We start from the raw sequence: 23,682 nt of genomic DNA on the forward strand, positions 1-23,682 counted from the left end.
CAGCGTGAACGTGATGCCGGCCCCGGTCGTGATCATCGCCCTCCGCTGCGCGTCGACGTCCGAACCAACCACGATCCGCTCGTGCCGGATCAGTCGCCCACTCCGGGCGCCGGCCCGCCACTCACCCGGCGTGCCGGGAGGCCCGACTCCCGTCCTCCGCGCGGCGTCCGCCGATGCCGAAGAACGCCGCGGCCGCGGCCGCCACGGACAAGTCGTGACCGGTGCGCCCGAGGACGAAGGGCGCCCGCTTCGGCCCGGGGACCGTGTGCCCGCCCCGGTGGACCGTGACCAGGCGGACGGGCATGCGCCCGTCCTCCCGGTGGTCGACCTGCTCCATCCACGTCGATCCGTGCCCGTCGGAGGGGATCCGGTCCACGACCCCCGGCGTGCTGATGCCGTTGCGCCGGGCGAAGTACGCGGCCGTGTCGCGTGCCGACAGGGCGCTGCCGCCGACCTTGAAGAAGCGCTGTGCCCACGGCTTCATCGCGCCACCGGCGTAGGGCGCGATCGGGTCGGCCGTGCCGTGCACGAGCAGGATCGGGAGCGGCGTCGTGGCAGGTGTCTCGGTGGGGAGCAGGAAATCGTCGCGCGTGGGCATCGTCGCGGCGACGACCGTGACGCCGGCCAGCAGTTCCGGTACCTCGTGCACCAGGCGCATGGCCATCTGGCCGCCGTTCGAGTAGCCGATGACGAACACCCGGTCCGGGTCGATGCCGTGGGTCGCCCCGAGGTCCCGGATCACGGCGCGGACGAACCCGACGTCGTCGATCCCCTCGAGTCGCGCCGGGAATCCGCTCTGCCGTCGGGCGTCGTTCCAGTTCCCGCGGTACCCGTCGAGGTACACGACCACGGCCGTGCCGCTCGCCGCGAACGCGTCGTACATGCCGCCCGTGAAGGCGCGGTGCTTCGCGCCGGTCTGCTTCGACCCGTGCAGGACGAGGACGAGGTCTCGGGCCTGCTGGGCCTCCGGATCGCCCACGATCGTCATCGTCCGCTGCCTGCCGTCCACGTCGATGGTGCTGCGCATGCCCGTCCTCCTCGTGCTCGTGTGCCGTGCTGTGCGCGGTCGGGACCGACGCTAGAGTCTGACGTCGTGTCAAGGTCAAGCGAGGTGGGGGCGGCGGATGAACATCGGTGAGCTGAGTGCACGGTCCGGCGTCAGCGCCCGCTCGTTGCGGTACTACGAGCAGCAGGGACTCCTCAGCGCTCGCCGCAGCCCGAACGGCTACCGGACGTACACCGACGACGCCGTCGAGAAGGCGCGGGTCATCCGGACGATGTTCGAGATCGGGTTCTCGCGCGAGGACGTCCGGGCGGTCATCCCCTGCGCGACCGGGCGGCACGACACGGTCGACCGCCGCGCCGTCCGGGGCACGGTCGAGCGGATGCGCGACGACATGTCCGAGCGGATCGACGAGCTCGTCAGGACGCGTGCGGCGTTGACGGAGTTCCTCGAGCGCGGGGTGTGACCGCGCGGCGTGCGACCGCGGGAAGCGACTGCGGGAAGTGACAACGTGGAGAGCGACAGCGCGGGCGCGAGATGCGCGCCGGTCCTGACCGCTGACGCCCGACCTACCCCGCCGCCAGCCGCTCCGCCGCCGCCAGGAGCCGCGCCGTGACCGGGTGCGCCGGCCGCCCGAACACCCGATCGGCCGGCCCGGCCTCGACCACCCGCCCGGCGTCGAGCACCAGCACGTCGTCGCTCATCCGCCGCACCGCCGCCACGTCGTGCGAGACGAAGAGCATCGCCGTCCCGGTCTCGCGCTGCAGCCGCTCGAGCAGCGCGAGCACCGCGTCCTGCACGGTGGCGTCGAGCGCGGTGACGGGTTCGTCGAGGAGCAGCAGGTCCGGTCCGGTCGCCAGGGCCCGGGCGATCGCGAGCCGCTGCCGTTGCCCGCCGGACAGGGTGCGGGGACCGCGGGGCCGGAGCGCGGGGTCGAGGTCGACCCGGCGGAGGGCGGCGTCCACGGCGTCGGCGACGGCACCGGCGGCACGTCGAGCGCGTCCCGCGGTGAGTGCGTCGACGAGCACCCGCTCGACGCTCCATCGCTCGTCGAACGTCGACCCGGGGTCCTGCACGACGGCGGCGATCCGGTGACGACGTGCCCGCCGCGCGGCTTCCGGGAGGGGCGCCCAGGCCGCGCCGTCGAGTCGCACCCGTCCGGCGGCCGGGTCCGTCAGCCCGAGGAGCACCCGGGCGAGTGTCGTCTTGCCCGACCCGGATGCGCCGACGACCCCGCGCGTCCGGCCCCGAGCCAGCGCCAGATCGACGTGCTCGAGCACGCTCCGTCCGTCGTACCGAGCGCCGAGGTCCTCGCCGACGAGCACCGGCTCAGGGGCGGCTGACGAGGCCGGAGGCACGGCGTGCCCGGCAGGACCGGCGCCGACCGCGGGACCGGCGCCGACCGCGGGACCGGCGCCGACCGCGGGACCGGCGCCGACCGCGGGACCGGCAGGCACCGCGGGATCGGCCGTCGCTGCAGGCGGGGCCGCCATCGCGGAACCGGCGGTCCCACCGACCGGATCGGCAACCTCGGAACCCCAGCGCACCGCGACCCGCGCGTGCTCGGCCGCGGCGACGAGCGCCCGCGTCACGGGATGGCGGGGCGTCCGCAGGACGGAGGCGGTGCGCCCGCTCTCCACGATCCTCCCGTCCGTCATGACGGCGACGCGGTCGGCCCAGCCCGCGACGAGGCCCATGTCGTGCGTGATGAGGAGGAGTCCGGCGCCGGTGTCCCGGACCTGCCGCAGGGTCTCCATGACCGTCACGGCGATCCCCGCGTCGAGTGCGGTGGTCGGCTCGTCGGCGATCACGAGTGTGGGACCACCGACGATCGCGGCCGCGATGAGCGCCCGCTGCCGCATCCCGCCGGACAGGGTGTCGGCGCGCCGTCCGTCGCGGGCGAGCGCGGGGTCGAGACCGACCCGGTCGAGCGTGGCGGCGACCCGGTCCAGCCGCTCGCGCGCAGTGAGTCCGGTGTGGAGGCGGAGGGCGTCGGCGACCTCGCGGCCGACGGGGCGGAGCGGGTCGAGCGCGCCGAGGGCCTCCTGGCCGACGTACCCGACGCGATGGCCGCGGATCCGGCGCCACCGTCGCTCCGACGCGGTCCGCAGGTCCGCGCCGTCGAGCTCGAGCCGCCCCGCGGTGACGCGGGCGCCGGGTGTCGAGAGCCCGAGGAGTGCCCGCGCCGTCACCGACTTGCCCGACCCGGACGGGCCGACGAGCGCGACGCACTCGCCGGGCGCGATGCGGAGGTCCACGCCGCTGACGACGGTCCGGCCGTCGATCGCCACGGCGAGGTCGGTGACGTCGAGGACCGGGAGGCCCGCGTCCGGCGTGTCCACGGACGCACCGCCGGCGACGGGTGACCCGCCCGCGCTCACCGCGGTACCCAGAGTCCGCGGAGGCGACGCCCGAGGACGGTGACCGCGGCCGCGGTGACGACGATCGCGAGCCCCGGGAAGGCGCTCGTCCACGGGGCGGTGTCGAGGTAGGTCCGGCCGTCGGCGAGCATCGCGCCCCACTCCGGCGCCGGCGGCGGGGTCCCGAGGCCGAGGTAGCTCAGGGCCGACGCCCACACGACCGCCTGCCCGACGCCGAGGGTGCCGACGGCGACGATCGGCCACAGCGCGGTCGGCAGCACGTGGTGCACGACGATCCACGTCGGGCGACGACCGAGCAGCACGGCGGTCTCGGCCACGGAGGACGCCCGCGCGGTGCGGACGAGCCCCCGGACGATGCGCCCGTACCCGGGGGCGGTGGCGAACCCGACGGCGATCGTCGCGGGGACCGCACCCGGCCCGGTCACGGTGATGACGACGAGCGCGACGAGCAGGATCGGCAAGGCGAACCCGACCTCGAGCACCCGTCCGACCACGGCGTCGGCGATCCGGCCGCCGAGCCCCGCGACGAGCCCGAGGAGGACCCCGGCGACGCCGCCGACGAGTGTCGCGACGACGCCGACGGTCAGCGAGGCGCGGGTTCCGGCGACCACGCGCGCGAGGACGTCGCGGCCCGACTCGTCGGTGCCGAACGGATGGAGCGGGGACGGCGCGAGCAACGCCTGCGCAGGGTGCACCGCCAGCGGGTGGGCGCCGCCGAGTGCGGCCGGCCAGACGGCGGCGAGGACGGCGAGGAGCACCACGACGGCGGCGACGCTCCCGGACGGTCCGAGGGCGCGGACCGTGCGTCGCCATGCGGTGCCCGGCGCGCCGACGGTCGCGGGGACGGCATCGTCCACGTCGGCCGCCGGGAGGCCCGGGTCGACGATCCCGGTCACGGAGCGGCCCGCCCCGTGGTCGGCCGGGGAGCACCCGGGCGGGGCCGGCGAGTGCGTCGGACGGACGAGCCGGTCGGTGCCGTGCGGGTCACCCGCGGGTCGACGACGCGTTCGACGAGGTCCGCGACCGCGAGCACCACGACGTACGCGAGGGCGGACACGAGCGCGATCCCGGCGACCAGGGGCATGTCCCGCTCGGTCACGGCGCCGACGAGACTCCGTCCGATGCCGGGGAGTGCGAACACGGACTCGACGACGACCGCGCCGGACACGAGCGACCCGAAGGCCCAGGCGCTCAGGGCGATCCCCGGCAACGCCGCGTGCCGCAGCAGGTGCCGGGAGAACAGGCCGACGGGGGACTCGCCTCGCGCTCGCGCCGCGAGGGCGAACGCGGACCGCTCGGCGTCGAGCACACCGTCGCGGATCGTCTGCGCCAGGTAGCCGGCCACGGGGACCGCGACCGTGACGGCCGGGAGCACCCATCCGCCGACCGTGCCGTCGCTCACCGCGGGGGCCCATCCGAGCCCGGTCGCGAACACGACGATGAGCACGCTGCCGAGCCAGAAGTGCGGCGTCACGCTCGCCGCGACCGCGATCCCCGACGTCAGGGCGGCGGCGATCCGCCCACGACGGGTCGACCACCACGCGGCGACGACGGCCAACGCCCACGCGACGACGAGTCCGGCGAGCGCGAGCGTCAGGGTGACCGGGAGCTCCTGGGCGAGCAGGGCGGCGACCGGTGTGTGGAAGGTGTACGAGTCGCCGAGCCGCACGGTCGCCAGCCGTCCGAGGAACACCGCGTACTGCACGACGACGGGGCGGTCGAGCCCGTACTCGGCGCGGACGTGCGCGACCGCGGCGGCCGAGGCCTGCGATCCGGGCCCGCCGAGGATCGCCTGCGCGGGGTCGCCGGGGATCGCACGGATCGCGACGAACACGATCGTCGCCACGGCCCAGAGGACGACGACCGCCCCGACGACCCGGCGCGCCAGCCAGGCCGCGGCGGTGCCGAGCCGGACCCGGGGAACGGGGGTGGGCCTCCCGGCCGGAGCGGGCGGACCGGCCGGTCCGACCGGAGCGGCCGGACCGGTCGCGCCGTCCGTCAGTGGTCGATCCACGCGGTCCCGAAGTCCGGGGTGCTCACCGACGTGGTCGTGATGCCGTGGACGCTCGACCGGTACAGGAACTGGTTCTGCTGGTCGTACAGCGGCAGCACGGTGCGGCTCGTGAGGATCCGGTGCTGCGCCTCGGCGTAGAGCGTGGACCGCGTGGTCGGGTCCGTCGTGCGGGCGGCCTGTTCGAGCTCGGCGTCGAGCTGGGGCTCGGACAGCTGCGCGAGGTTCGCGAAGTACCCGGACGGCGCGGGCGTGATGCTCGCGCTGTCGTACAGGATCCGGAGCACGTCCGGGCCGACCTTCGTGTACGGGGCACTCACGACGTCGTAGTGGTTGGCGGCGAGTGCGGCGTACCAGCTGGACAGGTCGAGCTGCTCGATGCGGACGTCGAAGCCGACGGCCTTCTCCGACGCCTGGATCTGCTGGAAGAGGCTGCGCTCGGCCGGGATCGACTGGTTCGTCGACACCGGGAACGTGACGGTGAGCCGCTGGCCGTCCTTCGTGCGGACGCCGTCCGACCCGACCTTCCAGCCGTCCGCGTCGAGCAGGCGCTTCGCGGTCGCGGGCGAGGAGCTGAACAGCCGCTTGTCGCTCACGGCGAGCGGCTCGACGCTCGACAGGACGGAGTACGACCGCTTCGCCGTGCCGAGGAACAGGGACCGGATGCCCGGATCGATCTGCGCGCCGGCGATGAACGCCTTGCGCACCTGCTCGTCCCGGAACACCCCGTGGCCGGAGTTGAGCTCGAGCCGGTTCGAGGCGCCGGGCCGCGGGGCGTCGAGGTCACGGATGCTCCCCGTCGAGCTCGCCGCGTGCAGCTGGTCGGGCTGGGCGTTGTCGATGACGTCGACCTGGCCGGACTTCAGCGCCGCGTAGCGCGAGGTCGAGTCGGGCAGGAACCGCCAGGTGATCCCGGACAGCCGGGGCTTCGTGCTCGAGTTCCCGAGCGGCGTGAAGTGCGTGTTCCGGGTGAGGCTGACGTGGTCGCCGTGCACCCACTTCGTCACCACGAACGGACCCGTCCCCACCGGGCTGGCGCAGTTGGTCGCCTGCGAGCGGGCCAGCGCCGTCGGCGACTCGATCCCCACCCACGGCTGCGACAGCGACTCGAGCAGGGCGCTGTCCGGGCGGCTGAGGCGCAGCGTCACCGTGTGGGCGTCGGTCGCGGTCGCCGTCGCGATCGCGCCGAGGGCCAGGTACCCGGTGCTCGATGCCGTCGCCGGGTCCTGCACGTGCTCGATGTTCCGGACGACGGCGGCCGCGTCGAACGGCGTCCCGTCGCTGAACGTGACGCCCTCGCGCAGGTGGAAGGTCCAGGTGCGGCCGTCGCTGCTCGTGGTCCAGCTCGTCGCGAGGGCGGGCTGCGCCTTCCGGTCGCTGCCCATGGTGACGAGCTCCTCGATGTACTGCGACGCGAGGAGCGCCTGCGGGTAGTTGCCACCGACGTGCGGATCGAGGCAGGTCGGTTCGGCGTCGCCGGACGCGTACACGAGCGTCCCGCCGTGCGTGGGCGTGCTGCTGGCGCTCGGGCTCCCGCCGGAACACGCGGCGACTGCCAGGAGGACCGCGGTCGCGCCCGCCACGGTCGTCGCGGTGCGCGCGACGCGCTTCGAGCGGGTGCGGATCAGCGGGGGAGCGACCGCGGTGCGAACGGCGGAGGCGAGTTTGTGTACCGAGTCCAAGAACATGTCCGGGTGAGTCTAGCGGTTGAATGGGGCATGGCCGATCCGGAGGACCCACAGGCGGAGCGTGTGCGCCGAGCCGGCCGCCCGCGGCGCTCCTCGGCAGTGGTGCTCGCCGACGCCGCCGCCGAGCTCTTCCTCGAGCAGGGGTACGCCGGCACGACGGTCGACCACATCGCGCAGCGCGCCGGGGTGAGTCGCGCCACGTTCTTCAACTACTTCACCGCGAAGTCCGACGTCATGTGGCTGGAACTCGACGAGGCCGTGCGCGAGATCCCCGCGCTCCTCCGCGTGTCCGAGGAGCGCTCGCCGGTCCGGGCCGTCGAGGACGCCCTGCTCGCCGCGGCCCGGCGGCACGACCCCCAGCGGGTGCCGTGGTCGATCGCCCAGGCCGAGGTCATGCGGATCGGCCCCGAGCTGGTGCAGAGCGCCGCGGCCCGGATCATGGGGCAGCACAGTGCGGTCGCCGCGTTCGTCGCCGACCGCACGGGCGAGCGTCCGAGCGGGTTGTGGCCGCAGACGGTCAGCGGCGCGATGCTCGGCGCGGCGGCCGCGGCGTTCGGGGTGTGGGTCGCCGACGGGGTCGGGCGTGGACCCCTCGTCGAGTACGTGGCCGCGGCGCTGACCCCCGTCGCCGCGGGACTCGACGCGTAGCACGCCCGCTGGACCCGTCCGGCGTCCCCTCGGGATCGTCCGGTGCTCCCTCGCCCCAGGTCGGCGCTCAGACGGCCACGGCGACCGGTCGTCGGTGCCGACGCGCGAGCCCCGCGCCCGCCCAGCGGTCCCCGGCGACCGCGAGCGCGAGGAGCGTCACGGCGGCCACCGCGAACGGTACCGGTCCGGTGTGCGGGAACCCCCACTGCACGAGCAACGGCCAGTGGAACACGTACAGCCCGTACGAGATCGACGCCAGGAACGCGGACGGCGCCGCGACGCGGGCGAGGCCCCGGCCGAGCGCAGCGGCGAGGGCGGGCCGTGCCCGCAGCGTCGGAGCCACGACCGCGACGAGCGTCACCAGGGCCGTGGCCACACCGAAGTGCCGGACCATGAGCAGGGGGTAGGCCGCGAATCCGCCCCCGGTACCCGAGCGGAGCGTCGTGCCCACGGCGAGCGCCGTGAGTGCCGTGAGCCAGAGCAGCTCCGGGGCGAGCGCGCGCGGACCGACCCGGTCCTGGAGGAACGCACGCGCCATCGCCGCGCCGGCCCACCACACGAGCAGGTACGCGAGCACGAGCACGGCGTGCCCGGGGTGCACCGTGTAGGCCGCGAACGCCGCGAGCGACACCGCGCCGACGAGGTGGGGGGTCAGTCGCGGCCACCGGTGCAGTGCCGACGCGAGGAGCGGGAACACCAGGTAGAACGCGATCTCGTACGACAGCGACCACAGGGCGAGGTTGTGGAACGGCGGGTCGACGATGACCCCCGGCTTCAGCGCCCCGTTGTCCTGCAGCGCCACGAGGGTGCCGAGGACCTGCCCGGGGTGGAACTCGGCCACGAGGTCGCGGTCCGCCGCCGCGACCCCGATCGACAGCACCAGTGCGAGCACGAGCGGCGGGTAGATCCGACGGAGACGCCGGAACAGGTACGCGCCGACCCCGCCGCGCCGGTCGAACTCGTTGGCGTACACGACGAATCCGCTGAGCAGGAAGAAGACCATGACGGCCTCCTGCCCGAACGCGAACACGTCGCGCAGGACCACGGGTCCGCCGTAGGCGTTGACCGACACGAGGTGGTGGGCGACGACCTCGAGCGCCGCGAGTCCGCGCACCGCGTCGAGGAACACCCGCAGGCCGCGGGGGAGTGCCGGTCGCGCCATCGGGACCTCCCGTCCGTCGACGCTGATGGTCCTCGGGGGCCGGTGGGGCGGTTCCCAGCACCCCTGGGACGGTCGTGGAGGCCCGGTCAGGCGCGGAGGGTGCGCCCGTCGCCCGTGGCGACCTCCTCGAGGGTGCCGTCCTCGACGATCTCCGGCACGTCGCCGTCGTTGTCCGGCACCAGGCTCGCGTCGCCCGGCTGCGAGAGCGTGAGCACGGCCTCCTCGATGTAGGGGCTCGACTCGAGCTGTTCCTCGACCGCACGCAGCCGGAGCGCGACCTGCTCCTCGCGCTCGTTGCCCGCCATGTCGATCGCCGCGACGAGGTACACCCGGCTCGGCCCGACGAACTCGAGGTGCAGGTACGTCACACGCTCCACCTCGGGCTTGCGGAGGATCTCCGCGAGCACGGCGTCCTCGAGCTCGGGCGACGTCGACTCCCCGATGAGGAACCGCCGGTTCCGGTCGATGAGCACCACCGCGACCACGCCGAGCAGCACCCCGACGGCGATCGAGCCGAGCGCGTCCCACACGGCCGACCCGGTCAGCTGGTGCAGGAGCAGGCCGAGGAACGCGAGGACGAGACCGACGAGTGCCGCCGAGTCCTCGGCGAACACCGCGCGGAGCGTCGGGTTCGAGGACTGGAGCACGTGCCGGAGGATCGGCACCCGGCGTCGGGTCGCCGCGCCGTGGGCCTGCCGGAACGCCTGCAGGAAGCTCGTGCCCTCGAGGCACGCGGAGACCGCGAGCACGATGTAGCCGATGAGGACGTCACGCGGCGGTTCGTCCGAGGTCAGCTCGCTGATCCCGTGGTAGATCGACACGATCGCGCCGGCCGTGAACAGCCCGAACGCCGCGAACATCGACCAGATGTAGGTCTCGCGGCCGTAGCCGAGCGGGTGGTCGGCGTCGCGCTGCTTGGCGCCCCGGCGCTCGGCGATGAGCAGGAAGATCTCGTTGCCGGTGTCCGCCCACGAGTGCGCCGCTTCGGCGACCATCGACGCCGAACCGGTCAACAACGACGCGAACGTCTTGGCGAGGGCCACGAGCAGGTTCGCGGCGAAGGCGATGACGACCGTGAGCAGGCTCTCGGGCTTCGGGGCGCCCGAGGCCGCCGCGTCCGGGTGGTTCGTGCTCTTGCGGTCCTCGGTCGCGTCGCTCACCATGCCCCCAGTCTGCTCCGCGGGCGGTACGATCGTCCCAGCGGCGTCGATCCGGCCATCACCGGGGAGCCTTCGGAAGAACACCATCCGTCCTCCGCGAGCGTCCCCGGGCGCGAGCGGGAGTCGGGCGGCCACTAGAACCGAACGGGTCGGGTCCGTCACAGCCTGAGCAACGAGCGGTGGTCCGCGCGACGGGAGCAGTGCCTCCCGGCCGTGGCCGCAAGCGAGGTGGTACCGCGCCGCCGGGTCGAGTCGACCGGGTGGCGTCCTCGTCGACAGCACGCACACGACCACTCGCCGAGGACCAGATGCGCTACCCCTTGAACGACCCGGACGCCGCCGGCGTCACCCCGTCCCCCTCGTTCCCCGAGGTCGAGCGCGGCGTCCTCGCCTTCTGGCAGCGCGACGACACGTTCCGGGCGTCGGTCGAGCAGCGGCAGGGCTGCGACGAGTGGGTGTTCTACGACGGCCCGCCGTTCGCGAACGGACTCCCGCACTACGGGCACCTGCTCACCGGCTACGCCAAGGACGTCTTCCCGCGGTTCCAGACGATGCGCGGCAAGCAGGTGCACCGCCGCTTCGGGTGGGACACCCACGGACTGCCGGCCGAACTCGAGGCCATGCGCCAGCTCGGCATCACCGAGAAGCACGAGATCGACGACATGGGCATCGACGTGTTCAACGCGGCGGCGCGTCGGTCAGTGCTCCAGTACACCGACGAGTGGCGCGACTACGTCACCCGCCAGGCACGCTGGGTCGACTTCGACGACGACTACAAGACGCTCGACGTCACGTTCATGGAGAGCGTGCTGTGGGCGTTCAGGTCCCTCTGGGACAAGGGCCTGGCGTACGAGGGCTTCCGCGTGCTGCCCTACTGCTGGAACGACCAGACGCCGCTGTCGAACCACGAGCTCCGGATGGACGACGACGTCTACCAGCAGCGCCAGGACCAGTCGGTGACCGTCGCGTTCCCGTTCACCGGCGCCCGCGCCGAGGAGCTCGGGCTCTCGGGCGTCCGCGCGCTCGCGTGGACGACGACGCCGTGGACCCTGCCGACGAACGCGGCGCTCGCCGTGGGCCCCGCCATCGAGTACGTGGTCGTGCCGGCCGGTCCGGACGGCGCGGCCGACGGGACCGCGGCAGGCACCGCGTCGTTCCTGCTCGCCGGCGACACGCTCGCCGCGTACGCCAAGGACCTCGGCTACGGCTCCGCCGAGGAGGCCCGTGCCGCGGTCACCCGCACCGTCACCGGTGCCGAGCTCGACGGCGTCGCGTACGAGCGGCTGTGGGACTTCTACGTCGACGTCGAGGGCATGGAGAACGCCTGGCAGGTGCTCGTCGCCGAGTACGTCGCCACGGGCGAGGGCACGGGCATCGTGCACCAGGCACCGGCCTACGGCGAGGACGACCAGGCCGTCTGCTCGGCGGCGGGCATCCCGACGATCCTCTCCCTCGACGACGGCGGGCTGTTCCTGCCGCAGGTGGACCTCGTCGCGGGCCAGCTGTGGTCCGACGCGAACAAGCCGCTGACGCAGGAGCTCCGCGCGATGGGTCGCCTGCTCCGGGTCGCCTCGTACGAGCACAGCTACCCGCACTGCTGGCGCTGCCGGAACCCGCTCATCTACAAGGCCGTGTCGAGCTGGTTCATCCGGGTCACCGATTTCCGGGACCGCATGGGCGAGCTCAACGAGCAGATCACCTGGGTGCCCGAGAACGTCAAGGACGGCCAGTTCGGCAAGTGGGTCGAGGGCGCTCGTGACTGGTCGATCTCGCGCAACCGGTACTGGGGTTCGCCGATCCCGGTGTGGAAGAGCGACGACCCCGCGTACCCGCGCGTCGACGTGTACGGATCCCTCGCCGACCTCGAACGCGACTTCGGGCGCCTGCCCCTGAACGACGCCGGCGAGCCGGACCTGCACCGCCCGTTCATCGACGAGCTGACGAGGCCGAACCCCGACGACCCGACCGGCCGCTCCACGATGCGCCGGATCACCGACGTGTTCGACGTCTGGTTCGACTCCGGGTCGATGCCGTACGCCCAGGTGCACTACCCCTTCGAGAACCGCGAGTGGTTCGACACCCACAACCCGGCCGACTTCATCGTCGAGTACATCGGACAGACGCGCGGCTGGTTCTACGTCATGCACGCGCTGGCGACGGCCCTGTTCGACCGTCCGGCGTTCTCGAACGTCATCAGCCACGGCATCGTGCTCGGGTCCGACGGCCAGAAGATGTCGAAGAGCCGGCGGAACTACCCCGACGTCAACGAGGTCTTCGACCGCGACGGCGCCGACGCCATGCGGTGGTTCCTCATGTCGTCCTCCGTGATCCGCGGTGGGAACCTCGTCGTCACCGAAGAGGGGATCCGCCAGGGCGTCCGCGAGTTCCTGCTGCCCCTCTGGTCGACGTACTACTTCTTCACCCTCTACGCGAACGCGTCGGGGGACGACGGGTACCACGCCACCTGGCGCACCGACTCGACGGACGTGCTCGACCGGTACCTGCTCGCGCGCACCCGGCAGCTCGTGCTCGACGTCACGGCGCACCTCGAGGCCCTCGACACCCCGCTGGCCACCCTCGCGGTCCGCGACTTCGCCGACGTCCTCACGAACTGGTACGTCCGGCGGTCCCGTGACAAGTTCTGGGCGGGTGCCGGGTCCTCGGACGCTGCCCGCGATGCCTTCGACACGCTGTACACGGTCCTCGAGACCCTGACGCGCGTCGCTGCGCCGCTCGCGCCGCTCGTCGCGGACGAGGTCTGGAGGGGCCTCACCGGTGGGCGCAGCGTCCACCTCGAGGACTGGCCGGACGCCGAGGCGTTCCCCGCCGACGACGCCCTCGTCGCCGCGATGGACCGCGTCCGCGACGTCGCGTCGAAGGGCCTCGCGCTCCGCAAGGCGACCGGCAAGCGGGTCCGTCTGCCGCTCGCGACCCTGACCGTCGTCACCGCGGATCCCGCCGGGCTCGAGCCGTTCGCCGACATCCTCCGCGACGAGCTGAACGTCAAGCGCGTCGTGCTCGAGCAGCAGGCCGAGCAGTCGCTGGCGCAGTACGGCATCGAGCGGAAGCTCACGGTGAACGCCCGTGCCGCGGGTCCCCGCATCGGCAAGCTCGTGCAGCAGGTGATCCCGGCGGCCAAGCGCGGTGACTGGACCGCCACCGCCGACGGCGTCACGGTCGGCGGTGTCGACCTGGTCGAGGGGGAGTACACGCTCGACCTCACCGTGGCCGACCCGACGAGCGCGGTGGCGTTCCTCGAGGGCAGTGGCTTCGTCGTGCTCGACACCGTGACGACCCCGGAGCTGGAGGCCGAGGGCCTGGCCCGCGACGTCGTGCGTGCGGTGCAGCAGGCGCGTCGGGACGCCGGGCTCGACGTCAGCGACCGCATCGTCCTGCGCCTCGAGGCCGACGAGGCTGCGAGCAGCGCGATCGAGGCGCACCATGGACTCATCGCGCAGGAGACCTTGAGCAGCCGGCTCGAGCAGGTCGTCTCCGCGCTGGACGACGACGACCCCGGCGTCGAGCACGTCGGCGACGGCGCGCTCGTCCGGGTGGAGGTGACCCGCGTTGGCTGAGATCGGCAACGGTACGAACCCCTACGGCGACGACGACGCGTACGACGAGGACGGCGAGCCCGTCGCCGGGACTCCACGTCCGGTGACGGCGGGCGTCCCCGTGCCGCACGGGCCCGAGGACGACGGCGTCGCCCAGGTCGAGTCGGAGCTGTACGCCCGCATCGGGGAACAAGCCCCCGAGCGTCGGCTGGCCGCGACCCGGCGTGCCGTCGAGCTGCTCGGCGACCCGCAGCACGCGTTCCCGGTCATCCACATCACCGGCACGAACGGCAAGACGTCGACCGCCCGGATGATCGAGAGCATCGTGCGCGCGCACGGGCTCCGCACCGGACTCATGACGAGCCCGCACCTCGTGTCCATCCGAGAGCGCATCGTCATCGACGGCGAGCCCATCCGGCCCGAGTCGTTCGTCGAGAACTGGCGCGACATCCAGCCGTACCTGACCATGACCGACGACGAGCTCCGCGCCGCCGGACAGCAGCCGCTCACGTTCTTCGAGGCGCTCACGGTCCTCGCGATCGCGTGCTTCGCGGACGCGCCGGTCGACGTCGCCGTGATCGAGGTCGGCATGGGCGGGGAATGGGACTCCACGAACGTGGTCGACGGCCAGGTGGCGGTGTTCACCCCGATCGCGATCGACCACGCCAAGCATCTCGGCAACACCGTGGCCGAGATCGCCCGGACCAAGGCCGGGATCATCAAGCCCTCGGCGGCGGTCGTCAGCGCGCGGCAGACGCCGGAGGCCCTGGGGGAGCTCGAGCGTGCGGCGGCCCTGAGCGAGGCGACGCTCGCCGTCGAGGCGACCTCCGGCCCGAACGGCGGCTTCCGTGTGCTGTCGGACACCCCGGCCGTCGGCGGTCAGCTCGTCAGCGTCCAGGGCGTCGCCGGACGGTACGACGACCTGTTCGTGCCGCTCTTCGGTGCCCACCAGGCCGAGAACGCCGCGGTGGCGATCGCCGCCGTCGAGTCGTTCCTCGGTCGCGGATCGCAGCCCCTCGACGAGGACGTCCTCAGCGAGGGCCTCGCGGCAGCGACGTCGCCCGGCCGTCTCCAGCCGATCGCCCAGCAGCCGACCGTGGTCGTCGACGCCGCACACAACCCGCACGGCGCCCGGGCCCTGGCCGAGGCCCTGCCCGTCGCGTTCCCGTCCGACCACGTGGTCGGCGTCCTCGGCGTCCTCGCGGACAAGGACGCCCGCGGCATCGTCCGCGCGCTCAAGGGCGTCGTGGCCACGTTCGTCGTCACGCAACCGCCCGGTCCCAGGGCCCTCGACGCCGACGCGTTCGCCGCGATCGTCGTCGACGAGGTCGGCCCGGATCGGGTGGTCGTCGAGCCCGACGTCGAGGCCGCCCTGGCCGAGGCACGGACCCTCGCCGAGGACGCCGACGCCGAGGCGGACCTGGCCGAGGGGGAGCCGGGCGCCATGGTCCTCGTCGCGGGCTCCATCGTGCTGATCGGTCGGGTCATGGACCTGGTCCACGGCGAAGGCGAGTCGGCATGACGGACGCTCCCCGGACCTCCCCGCCGGCCCGCGGCACACGGATGCGGCGTCCCCGCCCCCCGCGCGGCGCCCGCGAGAGCCTGCTGTCGATCGTCCTCGTGCTCGAGGCCGTGGTGTTCTTCTTCCCGATGCTCGTCGTGTTCGGCAAACACGAACTCCCGCCGGCCGCGGCGTTCGGCGGCGGTCTCGGCTTCATGGTCGTGCTCGCCATCGCCTCCCGGCTGACCGGTCGCCCCGCCGGTGTAGGGTTCGGATGGCTGCTGCAGGCGGCCATCATCGCCACCGGCTTCGTGGAACCGTTCATGTTCGTCGTGGGCGCCATGTTCCTGGCGTTCTGGATCTACTGCTTCGTCAAGGGTGGTCAGCTCGACCGGACGAATGCGGCCCGCGCGGCGGCCCTCGGCGAGGACCCCGCACCGGGCACCGACGCCGGCGCCTGACCGTCGCCGCCGCACACCGACCACATCCACCCCCGAACCCAGGGAGCAATGCGTGTCCGACCTCGAAGAGACCCTCGTCCTCGTCAAGCCCGACGGCGTCGCCCGCCAGTTGACCGGGGAGATCCTCCGCCGCATCGAGGCGAAGGGCTACGAGATCGTCGACCTGAAGATGCTGACGGCGTCCCGCGACCTGCTCAGCGCCCACTACGAGGAGCACCAGGGCAAGCCGTTCTTCGAGCCCCTCGTCGAGTTCATGGAGTCCGGGCCGATCGTCGCCGTCCGCGTCGCGGGCAACGGCGTGATCGCCGGCTTCCGCTCGCTCGCGGGCACCACCGATCCGACCTCGGCCGCGCCGGGCACGATCCGCGGCGACCTCGGGCGCGACTGGGGTCTCAAGGTGCAGCAGAACCTCGTGCACGGCAGCGACTCGCCCGAGTCCGCCGCGCGCGAGCTCGGTCTCTGGTTCGCCTGACCCGCTGTTCCGCGTCTTCCCGACAGGCCCGTCGTCGTCCGACAACGGGCCTGTCGCCGTATCCGCGGGCATGCGATGCGCGGGCATCTGACGACGTCACCCCTGTCGTCCGACACCCGCGCCGGCGAGACGAGCACCCGCACCGGGCGTGACCGGGAGGCCCGACACCACCCGGGGGAGGGAGCGGACACCCGAGGCGGAACGACGACGGGCCGCCCCCATCGGGACGGCCCGTCGTCGCACGGCTGACGGTCGCCGCGGGGCTGGCCCGCGGCGACCGTGCGATCAGCCCGCCGAGGGCGTGGCGGTCGGCGTCGCGGTCGAGCTGCCCGAGGAACCCACGGCCTGCTCGGCGACCTGCTCCACGAACGACGAGAAGGCCGACGTGTCGGTCAGCGACCCGGTGTACTGCTGCCCGTTGACGAGGACGAGCGGGGTGCCGGTGAGCTTCTTGACGTCGGAGTTCGGGATCTTGTCGTTGAGCGTCCGGTTCGTGACGTCGGCGACCCACCCCTTGAACGTGCCGTTGTGGATGCAGCTCGGGATGTTCTCGTTCGTCGCGCCAGCGGCCTTGACGAGGCTGACGATCTGGTCGTCGGTCAGACCCTTGGTCTGCTCGCTCGGTTGCTTCTTGTAGAAGCGCTGGTTCACGGCGAGGAACTTGTTCGGCTCGTAGTTCGCGACACAGGCGGCAGCGTTGGTGGCGCGGGTCGAGTACTTGGTTCCGAGGGAGCTCGCGTCGAGCAGCGCGAACGGATGGAGCTCGAGCGTGGCGTACCCGGCGGTGACCCACTGCTTGATCTGCGTCATGTTCGTCGTCTCGAACTGGTTGCAGTACGGGCACATGTAGTCCTCGTAGACCACGATGTTGATCGTGTCCTTGTGGGCTGCCGTCTTGGTGGCCGTCGGCTCCGCGCCGGCCTTCGTCGCACCCGTGGTGACCGCGGTGATCGACTTGCCGTTGCCGTGCAGCAGGATGCCGTCGCTCGCCATGTTCTTGGGGCCGGGGCCCGCGGGCTGGATCGAGTTGACGACGACGAGCACGACGATCGCGGCGACGGCGAGGACCACGACGGCGATCCCGCTCTGCAGGAACAGCCGGTTGCGGCGTCTGCGCTGTTGTTCTCGCTCGCGCATCGCCCGCGCGTGCTCGCGGGCTGCTTCGCGCCGTGCCTTCTTGGAGGAGTTGTCGCCTGCGGTGCTCATCGGCAACAACCGTAACGGGTGCTGGAGGGGGTCGAGCGCGGCTCGGCTGACAAACCTCCCAGAAGTGCGTGACGCGTCATCGACGCCGGTGCGCGGGGCGTCGACATCAGGCCGGTGTCGCGGTGCGGACCGGTCGTACGCGATCAGAAGAGGATGGCCCGCAGCGTCGGGAACATGATGAGGATCACGAGGACGATCACGACGTAGTTGACGAGCACGATGAGCCAGGAGAACGGGAGGACCGCCTGGCCGATCCGACGTCCGCGTTCGCCGAGGTTCCCCCGCGCCAGGTTCCAGCACGTGAACACCCAGAACATCGGGATCGTCATGGACCAGACGAGCATGCACCAGGGGCAGAGCGCACCGATCGACCACACCGTCTGCGTGAAGAGCCACGTCACGAACACCCACGCCAGGAACACCCCGGCGTTGAACGCCACCCAGAACCAGCGGGCCGCGACGACGCCGGCCAACAGCATCACCGCGACGGCGATCGGTGCCACGAACCCCGAGACGCCGAGGATCGGGTTCGGGAACCCGAACAGATGTGCCTGGTGGCTCGCCATGACGTTCGAGCAGCTGATGAAGGGGTTGACGTCGCATCCCAGTGCCTGCTTGGGGTGTTCCAGCAGTTGGTACTCGTCGACGACGAGCCGGAAGGCGCCGTACAACCCGCCCGCCCCGGTGACGAGGAGGAACACGGCCATGGCCACGGGTGGACGACGGAGGGCTTCGCGGGACGTCACGAGCGCCATCATCGCATGCACGTTCGGCGTTCCCATGGGCGGGCGTGCGATAATCGATGGGTCGACGGTCCCGTACCGTCGATGACGAAGAGCTTTCCGGGCCCGGTGCCCGGACAACGAAGCGCCGTGAGAGGGCGCGCGCGACCGTGGTGCTGCCCCGTACGGAGCGGCACCGGCCGCTTGGAGCGAGCGCGGGGGCGTAGTCGCCGCCCGCCGAGGATTCCCGCCGGTCACATGCTGACCAGGCCGGGCTGAGGAGTGCACCAGTCGATGGTGGAGCAGAACGACAACAACAACGAAGACGGTACGAAGCGCCGCGGGCGCCTGTTCGGCAGCCGCCGGGCACGGTCCCACGGACCGGACGACCACGTCGCCGACCGGGAGGCCCGGGCGACGCCCGTCACGCCGCCCGCGTCCGACGCGGAGGACCCCGGGGAGCTCTCGGCACCGGTGGCGTCGATCGACGCCCCGGACGCCGCGCGCGTCGTCGTCGACGAGGGCGACTCGGTGACCTCCGTGGTCGACGAGGCCGCGTCGGTGACGACGGTGGTCGACGAGGCCGCGCAGGTGACGACGGTGATCGACGAGGTCGAGTCGGTGACGACGATGGTCGACGCGGTCACGGTCGTGACGGCGACGGAGGCGGTGCCCCTCGACCTCGCTGAGGACACGGCAGCCGACCTCGCCCCGGAGGCGACGGGGTCGGGTGTCACCGATCTGCCGGATGCGGAGCCCACCGGCGCCGGGCAGCCGGAGGCCGAGCCGTCGACGGCGGAGGAGTCCGCGGCCGAACCCGCCCCGACGTACCCGGTCGCGACGAGCACGACGAGCCTCATCTTCCATGCGCCCGTGCTGCCGGACCTGCCCGAGCGGTTCCAGCCGGACGACGAGCCGGACCGCGACCGTGACCGTGACCGTGACCGCGACCTCGTCGAGTCGCCGAGCACCCGCCGTCGATCGCGTCGTCGCGGGGCCGCCGCGCAGGACGACCAGCAGGCCGACGACTCGGGCGTGCAGCAGCAGCGGCAGCCCAAGCAGAAGCGTGAGCCGGAGCTCATCACCGAGCCGCAGCGCATCAAGGGGTCGACGCGGCTCGAGGCGAAGAAGCAGCGTCGCCGTGACGGCCGTGACGCCGGTCGCCGCCGTCAGGTCATCACCGAGGACGAGTTCCTCGCCCGCCGCGAGAGCGTCGACCGCCAGATGATCGTCCGCTCGCAGGCGGACCGCATCGAGATCGGCGTGCTCGAGGACGGCGTCCTCGCGGAGCACTACGTCACGAAGAACCACAACGTCTCGCTCATCGGGAACGTCTACCTCGGCAAGGTGCAGAACGTGTTGCCGAGCATGGAGGCCGCGTTCGTGGACATCGGCCGCGGGCGGAACGCGGTGCTGTACTCGGGCGAGGTCGACTGGGACTCCGTCGAGACGGGCAACCAGCCCCGCCGCATCGAGCTCGCGCTCAAGCCCGGCGACAAGGTCCTCGTGCAGGTGACGAAGGACCCGGTCGGCCACAAGGGCGCCCGCCTGACGAGCCAGATCTCACTCCCGGGGCGCTACCTGGTCTACGTGCCGAACGGCTCGATGAACGGGATCTCGCGCAAGCTGCCCGACACCGAGCGCGCGCGCCTCAAGAAGATCCTCAAGGAGGTCCTGCCGGAGCACGCGGGTGTCATCGTGCGCACCGCGGCCGAGGGAGCGACCGAGGAGCAGCTCACGCGCGACGTCACCCGGCTCACGAGCCAGTGGGAGGCGATCCAGAACAAGGTGCAGAACGGCCAGGCGCCGGTGCTGCTCCACAGCGAGCCCGACCTCCTCGTCAAGATCGTGCGCGACGTCTTCAACGAGGACTTCTCGAAGCTGATCATCGACGGTGATGCCGCCCGCGCCGTCATCGACGAGTACCTCTCGGCGGTGGCGCCGGACCTCAAGGACCGCGTCGAGCTCTACGAGGGCCCCGACTCGTTCGAGGAGCACCGGCTCAACGAGCAGATCGAGAAGGCCCTGGACCGCAAGGTCTGGCTGCCGTCCGGCGGCTCACTGGTGATCGACCGTACCGAGGCGATGACCGTGGTCGACGTCAACACGGGCAAGTTCGTCGGGTCCGGGGGCAACCTCGAGGAGACCGTCACGAAGAACAACCTCGAGGCGGCCGAGGAGATCGTGCGTCAGCTCCGACTGCGCGACATCGGCGGCATCATCGTGGTCGACTTCATCGACATGGTGCTCGAGTCCAACCGCGACCTCGTGCTCCGCCGTCTCGTCGAGTGCCTGAGCCGTGACCGGACGAAGCACCAGGTCGCCGAGGTCACCTCGCTCGGCCTCGTGCAGATGACCCGCAAGAAGATCGGCGTCGGCCTGCAGGAGTCGTTCGCCGAGGTGAACGCCAAGGTCAACGACAACACGAACGAGTCCTCGCCGAAGGGTGGCCGGAGCGGTCGCAAGGGCCGGGGCAACGGCGGTGGCCAGGGCAACGGCAACGGCAACGGCAGCGGCAACGGCAACGGCCAGCAGTCGTCGCAGCAGGCGCACCAGATCACCGAGGACGTCAAGAACGCGCTCTCGCGGATCGCCGCATCGACCATCCCGCACGACGACGCCGCTGCGACGGCTGCGAGCGGCACCGCGCCGACGAGCGCGAGCCAGCTCGAGGAGGCTCTGGACAGCGCCAGCGGAGCCACACCGGGTGAGGCCGACGCCGGTACGGGGACGACGCGATCGCAGCGCCGCTCCCGTCGCGGGGACCGGAACGAGCGCGGCGATCGGAACGACCGTTCCGACCGGAACGAGCGTGCCGACCGGGACGAGCGTGCCGACGGGGAGGGGCGCACCGAGCGCACCGAGCACGCTCCGTCCGCCGACGCGACCGTGGAGCAGCCGACCGAGGTGACACGGCAGCAGCCCGCAGCGCCGCACGAACCGGCGACGCCCGAACCGGTGTCGGCGACCCGTGAGCCGGCGTCGACGGGGTCTCGTCGGGTGAGCACGACGGCGACCGTGTCCCCGACCGAGTCCGTCGCGATCCTCGACATCCCGCTCTCCGCGGCGCCGGTCCGACAGCCCCGGCCGGTGAGCACCGAGGCAGCCGAGTCCCTCCTGGACTCCGTCCTCCAGGCGCTCCCCGAGCCGAAGCAGCCCGGCCAGGGGCGCAACCGGTCCCGCAGGGTGACGTCGGGGAGCATCAGCGCACCCGCGACGACCAGCGGCGCAACCGACGCCGGCGGTGCTGACGACGCGGGCGACCCCGACGGCGGGCCGGTCATCCTCGGGCGGTGACCGCAGCGCGGGACTGAGCCCGGGCCTCCCGGCAGACGGCCGACGCGGCCGACGACGAACGCGACCTCCCCCCGACGGGGCGGGGTCGCGTTCGTCGTTCCGCGGTAGCGTTTCCTGACCGTCGACCGGTGCCGCGTGCCGCGGCCGCCCACCGCCACCGCAGAGGAGAGCCCGCGTGTCCGATCCGACCGACGACCACCAGCAGCCGGTCGGGGGAGCGCCCGGGTTCCCGAGAGACGGCCGTGCCCCGTCGCAGGGTGACCACCACCGGATGCCGGGCGCGGCCGGCCCCGCGCCGTCGTGGTCGTCCGTCCCGGGTCCGTCGGTTCCGGGTCCGTCGGTTCCGGGTCCCTCGGTTCCGCGGGTGCCCGGCCCCGGCATCGGGCTCCCGGGCGCCGTCCCCGCATGGCGGAGGAGCAGCCCCACGAGTGTGTTCGCTCGGGAGCGCTCGGGAGCTGGCGTCGCCGCCGCGGCGCTCGCCATCGCGGTGGTCGCGGCGGTCCTGCTCGTGTCGTCCCTGTCCGAGTTCCTCGGCACCCTGTCCTACGCGGGTGCCATGGACTTCGGCGATGAGGGCTTCACCGGCACGCCGCTCGGGTACTTCCTCGTCACCTGGCTGCTCGACCCGCTGGCGTTCTACGTCGTCGCGTTCGTCGTCCTCGCGTTCCTGACCCCGGTGACGCGACGGAGTCCACTGCCGACGATCGTGCTCCGGGCGATCGTCGCCGGGGCGGCGGGGACCGTGGGCATCATGGTCGTCGGCGTGTTCGAGGGCTTCGTCCACGCGGTGAGCGAGCTCGACTGGACCTACCTGCTCACCGACATCCTGACGGACCCCCTGTCCCGCGGCGTCGAGTACACGGCGCTCACCATCACGGCCTGCACGCTCGTCTGGTTGTGGTCAGGACGTCCAGGGCGACGAGGCCGCACCGGCCGTCCGGGGATGCCGGGCATGGTCCCGCCGGCCGACGCCGTGCCGGTGGCCACGATCCCGCCGCAGGCGCCGGCCTGGCAGGCGGCTGCTCCGCGCCCGGGTGCGTCGCAGCCGGGAGGCGCGTGGCCGACGGGCGCAGCGCAGCCGGGAGGCGCGTGGCCGACGGGTGCAGCGCAGCCGGGAGGCGCGTGGCCGACGGGCGCAGCGCAGCCGGGAGGCGCGTGGCCGACGGGCGCAGCGCAGCCGGGAGGCGCGTGGACAGCCGATGCGTCCCGGTCGGGAACCCCGTGGCCGACGGGGACGTCGGCTCCCGACGAGTGGCGTGCGACCGACGAGGTCGACCGGGACCGCTGAGGCGCCCTGGGCAGCGGGTCAGTGCCCGGAGCGCTTGTCGCGCTGCGGGACCCGGAGTCCGCTCGCGATGAGCCGGAGGACGAGTTCCCGGCCGGACACGGCGAGGGCCCCGAGCGCGACGAGTTCGTCGTGCCGGGCCGCGGGGACGTCGTAGTGGTCGTGGTCGAACGCGCGGCGGGGCAGGCCGGCGCGGGCCGCGAAGGCGTGGAGCTCGTCGTAGGACTCGTCGCTCACCAGGTGCGACCAGACCGTGTCGTGCGCGGGCCAGACGGGAGGGTCGATGAGCACGGTCACCCGGAGGAGCCTACGGCGTGGCGCGCGTTTGACCGGACCGGGAGCCATCGAGTACCCTTGGTTGTTGGTGTCCGCGAGGCCTCATGCCCGCGTCGACCGCGTCGGCGACGGCACCGCAGACTTCCCTCCAGCAGAGTACGTAAGGAATTCCACGTGGTTTACGCAGTTGTGCGCGCCGGCGGCCGTCAGGAAAAGGTCGAGGTCGGCACCGTCCTGAACATCGACCGCATCAAGGGCGACGAGAACGGCACCATCCAGCTCGCGCCGGTGCTCCTCGTGGACGGCGACAAGGTCACCTCCGCGGCGAGTGACCTCGCCGGCGTGACGGTCACGGCCGAGGTCCTGAACGACCTCCGTGGCCCGAAGATCGTCATCCAGAAGTTCAAGAACAAGACCGGGTACAAGAAGCGTCAGGGCCACCGCTCGGAGCTCACCCGCGTCAAGATCACCAAGATCGCGTAAGGCGGAAGAACAATGGCACACAAGAAGGGTGCGAGTTCCACTCGCAACGGTCGTGACTCGAACGCGCAGCGCCTCGGCGTGAAGCGCTTCGGCGGACAGGTCGTCAACGCGGGCGAGATCATCCTCCGCCAGCGTGGCACCCACTTCCACCCGGGCGCCAACGTCGGCCGTGGCGGCGACGACACGCTCTTCGCGCTCACCGCGGGCGCCGTCGAGTTCGGCACCAAGGGCGGCCGCAAGGTCGTCAACATCGTCAACGCCTGATCGCACGACGACACACTCCACGAGAAGGGCGGGCCGAGTGCCCGCCCTTCTTCGCTTTCCCGCCGGGTGCGGCGCCCTCGGTCCGGCGCCCCTGGCACCAGCTCCGTG

At 72.5% G+C, this 23,682-nt stretch carries 20 protein-coding genes; 10 read left to right on the plus strand and 10 right to left on the minus strand.

Going from position 1 to position 23,682, the window contains the following annotated elements; all coding sequences use genetic code 11:
* Positions 1-121: 121 nt before the first annotated feature.
* Positions 122-1,027, minus strand: coding sequence for a PHB depolymerase family esterase (locus DEI81_RS12405; protein ID WP_111011036.1), 906 nt, complete (start codon positions 1,025-1,027; stop codon positions 122-124).
* 97 nt (positions 1,028-1,124) lie between these two features.
* Here DEI81_RS12405 and DEI81_RS12410 point away from each other — a divergent pair, with 97 nt between their 5' ends.
* Complete coding sequence (locus DEI81_RS12410) at positions 1,125-1,469, plus strand: MerR family transcriptional regulator (protein ID WP_111011037.1); 345 nt, start codon at positions 1,125-1,127, stop codon at positions 1,467-1,469.
* Positions 1,470-1,572: 103 nt separating this feature from the next.
* Here DEI81_RS12410 and DEI81_RS12415 read toward each other — a convergent pair whose 3' ends face one another.
* Genes DEI81_RS12415 through DEI81_RS12430 form a run of 4 tightly spaced genes read right to left on the minus strand, consistent with a single transcriptional unit; the run spans position 1,573 to position 7,083 of the window.
* Complete coding sequence (locus DEI81_RS12415; protein WP_111011079.1) at positions 1,573-3,345, minus strand: ABC transporter ATP-binding protein; 1,773 nt, start codon at positions 3,343-3,345, stop codon at positions 1,573-1,575.
* 35 nt (positions 3,346-3,380) lie between these two features.
* Positions 3,381-4,280 (minus strand): ABC transporter permease, encoded by a 900-nt coding sequence (locus DEI81_RS12420; protein ID WP_258368706.1) that lies wholly within the window; start codon positions 4,278-4,280, stop codon positions 3,381-3,383.
* Positions 4,277-5,398: an ABC transporter permease gene (locus tag DEI81_RS12425; RefSeq protein WP_309146674.1), complete on the minus strand. Its 1,122-nt coding sequence runs from the start codon at positions 5,396-5,398 to the stop codon at positions 4,277-4,279. Before DEI81_RS12425 ends, DEI81_RS12420 begins: the two co-directional genes overlap by 4 nt.
* Entirely contained in the window at positions 5,383-7,083 is a 1,701-nt protein-coding gene (locus tag DEI81_RS12430; protein ID WP_111011038.1) for an ABC transporter substrate-binding protein, read from the minus strand. The genes DEI81_RS12425 and DEI81_RS12430 overlap by 16 nt, the downstream gene beginning before the upstream one ends.
* A 30-nt stretch (positions 7,084-7,113) precedes the next feature.
* Here DEI81_RS12430 and DEI81_RS12435 point away from each other — a divergent pair, with 30 nt between their 5' ends.
* Positions 7,114-7,731 carry a TetR/AcrR family transcriptional regulator gene (locus DEI81_RS12435; protein WP_111011039.1) on the plus strand — a complete coding sequence of 206 codons (618 nt, stop codon included), beginning with the start codon at positions 7,114-7,116 and terminating at the stop codon, positions 7,729-7,731.
* A 67-nt stretch (positions 7,732-7,798) separates the two neighbouring features.
* Here the strand turns inward: DEI81_RS12435 and DEI81_RS12440 are convergent, their stop codons facing one another.
* On the minus strand, positions 7,799-8,893 hold the full coding sequence (locus DEI81_RS12440; RefSeq protein ID WP_111011040.1) for an acyltransferase: 1,095 nt from the start codon (positions 8,891-8,893) through the stop codon (positions 7,799-7,801).
* Positions 8,894-8,979: 86 nt separating this feature from the next.
* Positions 8,980-10,056, minus strand: a complete 1,077-nt coding sequence (locus tag DEI81_RS12445) for a cation diffusion facilitator family transporter (RefSeq protein ID WP_111011041.1) — start codon at positions 10,054-10,056, stop codon at positions 8,980-8,982.
* A 305-nt stretch (positions 10,057-10,361) separates the two neighbouring features.
* On the opposite strand from DEI81_RS12445, the gene ileS reads away from it, so the two are divergent.
* The 4 genes from ileS to ndk all read left to right on the plus strand — a co-directional run bounded on the left by ileS (position 10,362) and on the right by ndk (position 16,041).
* A complete protein-coding gene (ileS, locus tag DEI81_RS12450) occupies positions 10,362-13,628 on the plus strand; it encodes an isoleucine--tRNA ligase (RefSeq protein WP_111011042.1) in 3,267 nt (1,088 codons plus the stop codon).
* Between the two features lie 82 nt (positions 13,629-13,710).
* Positions 13,711-15,129 carry a bifunctional folylpolyglutamate synthase/dihydrofolate synthase gene (locus tag DEI81_RS12455; protein ID WP_375334775.1) on the plus strand — a complete coding sequence of 473 codons (1,419 nt, stop codon included), beginning with the start codon at positions 13,711-13,713 and terminating at the stop codon, positions 15,127-15,129.
* Positions 15,126-15,569, plus strand: a complete 444-nt coding sequence (locus DEI81_RS12460; RefSeq protein ID WP_111011043.1) for a DUF4233 domain-containing protein — start codon at positions 15,126-15,128, stop codon at positions 15,567-15,569. The genes DEI81_RS12455 and DEI81_RS12460 overlap by 4 nt, the downstream gene beginning before the upstream one ends.
* 52 nt (positions 15,570-15,621) lie before the next feature.
* Complete coding sequence (ndk, locus tag DEI81_RS12465; RefSeq protein ID WP_111011044.1) at positions 15,622-16,041, plus strand: nucleoside-diphosphate kinase; 420 nt, start codon at positions 15,622-15,624, stop codon at positions 16,039-16,041.
* Positions 16,042-16,326: 285 nt separating this feature from the next.
* Here ndk and DEI81_RS12470 read toward each other — a convergent pair whose 3' ends face one another.
* Complete coding sequence (locus DEI81_RS12470) at positions 16,327-17,247, minus strand: thioredoxin domain-containing protein (protein WP_111011045.1); 921 nt, start codon at positions 17,245-17,247, stop codon at positions 16,327-16,329.
* Between the two features lie 143 nt (positions 17,248-17,390).
* Positions 17,391-17,993 carry a vitamin K epoxide reductase family protein gene (locus DEI81_RS12475; protein WP_258368710.1) on the minus strand — a complete coding sequence of 201 codons (603 nt, stop codon included), beginning with the start codon at positions 17,991-17,993 and terminating at the stop codon, positions 17,391-17,393.
* 270 nt (positions 17,994-18,263) lie between these two features.
* Here DEI81_RS12475 and DEI81_RS12480 point away from each other — a divergent pair, with 270 nt between their 5' ends.
* The gene (locus DEI81_RS12480) at positions 18,264-21,266 is read left to right on the plus strand and encodes an Rne/Rng family ribonuclease (protein WP_111011046.1); all 3,003 of its coding nucleotides are present in this window, start codon (positions 18,264-18,266) and stop codon (positions 21,264-21,266) included.
* Between the two features lie 364 nt (positions 21,267-21,630).
* The gene (locus DEI81_RS12485; protein WP_146244092.1) at positions 21,631-22,554 is read left to right on the plus strand and encodes a hypothetical protein; all 924 of its coding nucleotides are present in this window, start codon (positions 21,631-21,633) and stop codon (positions 22,552-22,554) included.
* Between the two features lie 18 nt (positions 22,555-22,572).
* Here the strand turns inward: DEI81_RS12485 and DEI81_RS12490 are convergent, their stop codons facing one another.
* Positions 22,573-22,848, minus strand: a complete 276-nt coding sequence (locus DEI81_RS12490) for a DUF4031 domain-containing protein (protein WP_111011048.1) — start codon at positions 22,846-22,848, stop codon at positions 22,573-22,575.
* A 153-nt stretch (positions 22,849-23,001) separates the two neighbouring features.
* On the opposite strand from DEI81_RS12490, the gene rplU reads away from it, so the two are divergent.
* The gene (rplU, locus tag DEI81_RS12495) at positions 23,002-23,310 is read left to right on the plus strand and encodes a 50S ribosomal protein L21 (protein ID WP_111011049.1); all 309 of its coding nucleotides are present in this window, start codon (positions 23,002-23,004) and stop codon (positions 23,308-23,310) included.
* Between the two features lie 12 nt (positions 23,311-23,322).
* Positions 23,323-23,574, plus strand: coding sequence for a 50S ribosomal protein L27 (rpmA, locus tag DEI81_RS12500; RefSeq protein WP_111011050.1), 252 nt, complete (start codon positions 23,323-23,325; stop codon positions 23,572-23,574).
* The last annotated feature ends 108 nt before the right edge of the window (positions 23,575-23,682 follow it).

The sequence above is a fragment of the Curtobacterium sp. MCBD17_013 genome (assembly GCF_003234565.1).
Classification (GTDB): Bacteria; Actinomycetota; Actinomycetes; order Actinomycetales; family Microbacteriaceae; genus Curtobacterium.